The organism is Moorena sp. SIO3I6, from assembly GCF_010672095.1.
The window spans coordinates 1-2688 of record NZ_JAAHHU010000597.1 but is presented as its reverse complement, the minus strand read 5'-3'; the positions used below and the strand labels follow the sequence as shown (position 1 = coordinate 2688).

The 2688-nt window shown below is 43.7% G+C and carries 3 protein-coding genes and 1 pseudogene; 1 reads left to right on the top strand and 3 read right to left on the bottom strand.

What is annotated here, in order from left to right:
* Positions 1 to 148 precede the first annotated feature (148 nt).
* Entirely contained in the window at positions 149 to 1369 is a 1221-nt protein-coding gene (locus F6K49_RS40105) for a transposase (RefSeq protein WP_293030871.1), read from the bottom strand.
* A gap of 83 nt (positions 1370 to 1452) precedes the next feature.
* On the opposite strand from F6K49_RS40105, the gene F6K49_RS40100 reads away from it, so the two are divergent.
* Positions 1453 to 1581: a ribbon-helix-helix protein, CopG family gene (locus F6K49_RS40100; protein WP_293030874.1), complete on the top strand. Its 129-nt coding sequence runs from the start codon at positions 1453 to 1455 to the stop codon at positions 1579 to 1581.
* Between the two features lie 199 nt (positions 1582 to 1780).
* Here F6K49_RS40100 and F6K49_RS40095 read toward each other — a convergent pair whose 3' ends face one another.
* A complete protein-coding gene (locus F6K49_RS40095) occupies positions 1781 to 2269 on the bottom strand; it encodes a bleomycin hydrolase (RefSeq protein ID WP_293106345.1) in 489 nt (162 codons plus the stop codon).
* Positions 2270 to 2344: 75 nt separating this feature from the next.
* Positions 2345 to 2688 (bottom strand): annotated as a pseudogene (locus tag F6K49_RS40090) (phycocyanin subunit beta); the annotation flags it as partial.

Here is a 2688-nt window from a genome sequence, read left to right as displayed (position 1 = left end):
TATCCCTGTTGTACCTAGTCCCTTATAGTTACCTAGTACCTCATAGTTACCTAGTACTTATTTAATAGTTACCTAGTACCTAATACCATTAGCCTCATATCTAGACGTATCAATAGATAAATAAGGGTGACGTACTCCCGACGTTGCCCTAAAGGGACAACGCGGGCTTCTTGCCAACACCACCCAACGGTTCGGTTACTCGGCAAGCTTTATTACTAGCGGGACGCCCCACCGCCAAATACAAAATATTTTTAGCCGCATTAACGTCCCTGTCTGCGATATACCCACAATGATGACAGGAATGAATGCGGTCTTTAAGTTTTTTGGGTACCTTTTTACCACAATTAGAACAGTTCTGGCTAGTGTTTTTAGGATTCACAGCAACCGTTAACAACCCAGCATTTTCGGCTTTGGTTGCAAGGATTGACAGGAATTGACCCCATCCAGCATCTAGAACTGATTTAGCCATTTTAGTCTTGGCTAGACCCTTGATATTGAGCTTTTCATGAGCTACTAAATCATGATTGTTTAACAGCTCCTTGGTCGTCTTAAAATGAAAGTCTTTTCTGGTATCAGCTACTTTTTTGTGAGCCTTGCCTAATTTGGCTACAGCCTTTTTTCGGTTATTGCTACCTTTTTTGGATCTACTAACCGCTTTTTGAATTTTCGCCAATCCTTTTTGAGCCTTTCGGTAATACTGAGGAATCCCTACCTCCGTACCATCTGATTTGATCAAAAACGATTTAAGACCCAGATCAATCCCTATAGGATCAGAAACCTGATCCACGGGGATTATTTTAGGAATAGTATCATCCTGAATAGACAAAGTAACATAGTAGCCATCCGCCTTGCGGGTAATCGTAGCTGTCTTGATTTTAAAACCATTGGGAATTGGCCTGTGGTAGATCATTTTGACCCACCCAAATTTAGGTAACTTTAATTGATTGCCACTAATAGGATCCTTTCCAAGTGACGGAAAAGTCAAAGAACGGTACCGGCCTTTGCCTTTAAATCTAGGTTTTCCACTCCGCTTCCCGTTGCAATCGCCTTTAAGGTACCGTTTAAAGGCCAAATCTACCCGTTTGACACAATCCTGCAAAACCTGAGAATGAATTTGACCGTACCAAGGTCTATTTTTCTTGAGTTGTGGGAGTGTTTGTTTTTGGGAAAAATAATCAGGTTTATCCCTTAAATTTGGCAAATGGCAAATAAGAGGACAAGCATTAATGGAGCAGCGATTCTGTTCATACCAATTAAACCGATCAGCTAGCAAATAGTTATACTGACAACGTAGCATTTCCAACCATCGCTCTAGCTCGAGCATTTGTTTCTTTGTCAGTCTTAATCTGTATTGATAAGCAGCTCTCATTGCGCTTGCCCTCCTATTTATCGACCTACTATATATATAATATACAGCTAGTCAAATGGCAAGTCAGAATGAAAAAAATAAAGATGACAATTCGGTTAACCGAATATGAGAAAAAGAAGTTAGAACAAGAAGCAGAACGAAGAGGAATGAATCAGTCCGAAGTACTTAGAAACTTGATAGCTCGTTTCCCTGATCCAATAACTTCCACTTGACAGTTCCGCTTCGCTTCACTGTCTCGCTATCATCCCGACGCTTACCTTGTCAGGTAAAGCGCGGGGCTTCTCGCGGTCTAGCTAAGGGGTTCTTAGCAAAGTGCTGAACCTTTTTCAGGCACAGCACTTTGCTAAGATACCCCTTTAGTCGAAAGTACTAGAGGCAGCTAGCCACTACAGACAGTGGATAGCAATCATCCTATGACATGGAGTTGATTACATAGTCAAGATAAATCCGGTATTCAACCAAGGCTTGGGCAGACATGTCACGAGGAGCGCAGCCACGATCCCGGAGGAAGGTCAAACCAGTAACATAGGTAGCAGCATCGATACCTAAGGCTTTGTAGACTTCACGAGCGCCAGCAATACCCCACTCATCCAGAGGACCAGTACCACCGACTACTAGGCAATAGTTGATCAAACGCAGGTAGTGAACGATGTCACGCTTGCACTTTTCTTTCTGAGTACCTGCATCAATGTCCCGACCACTACCGTTAGGGAACTTTTTATAGATAGCATCAACAGCTTCTTGAGCTACAGCGTCGTAGTTACCTGCCAACTTGTCAGCAGCTTCCATACGAGCAGCAGAACGTTGTAAGCTGCCTTGAACAGATTCTAGGTCAGAAGCGCTAGGAAAGCGACCTCCTAGGTCAGCGGAAGCAACAACAGTGGTTAACACTGATTTCATAATTAAGATATCTCCTGTCTTAAAATTGATTTCGGCAAAAGGTCAGTGTAATTTAAATTCTCCTGAGCAGGGAGACTAGCTAATAGCACTGCCAACTGCATCGAAGTAGCTACCGACTTCTGCAGCCAAAGAGGCACAATCACCAGCAGTAACAGACTCTTTGCGTTGAGATGCAGTGTTGTTAACAAAAGCCACAGCAGCAGCCTTCATGATGCCAACAGCCCGGGAAGTATTACCAGTGGGAACGCCCAAAGCAGCGTAGGTTTCCTTAAGACCATTCAAGCAACGGTCAGTCAGTACAGAACTATCTCCGCTCAGAACGGCGTAGCATACATAACGCAAGACGATTTCGCCATCACGTAGACAAGCAGCCATCTTGCGGTTGGTGTAAACACCGCCACCGGGAGCAGTTAAACCAA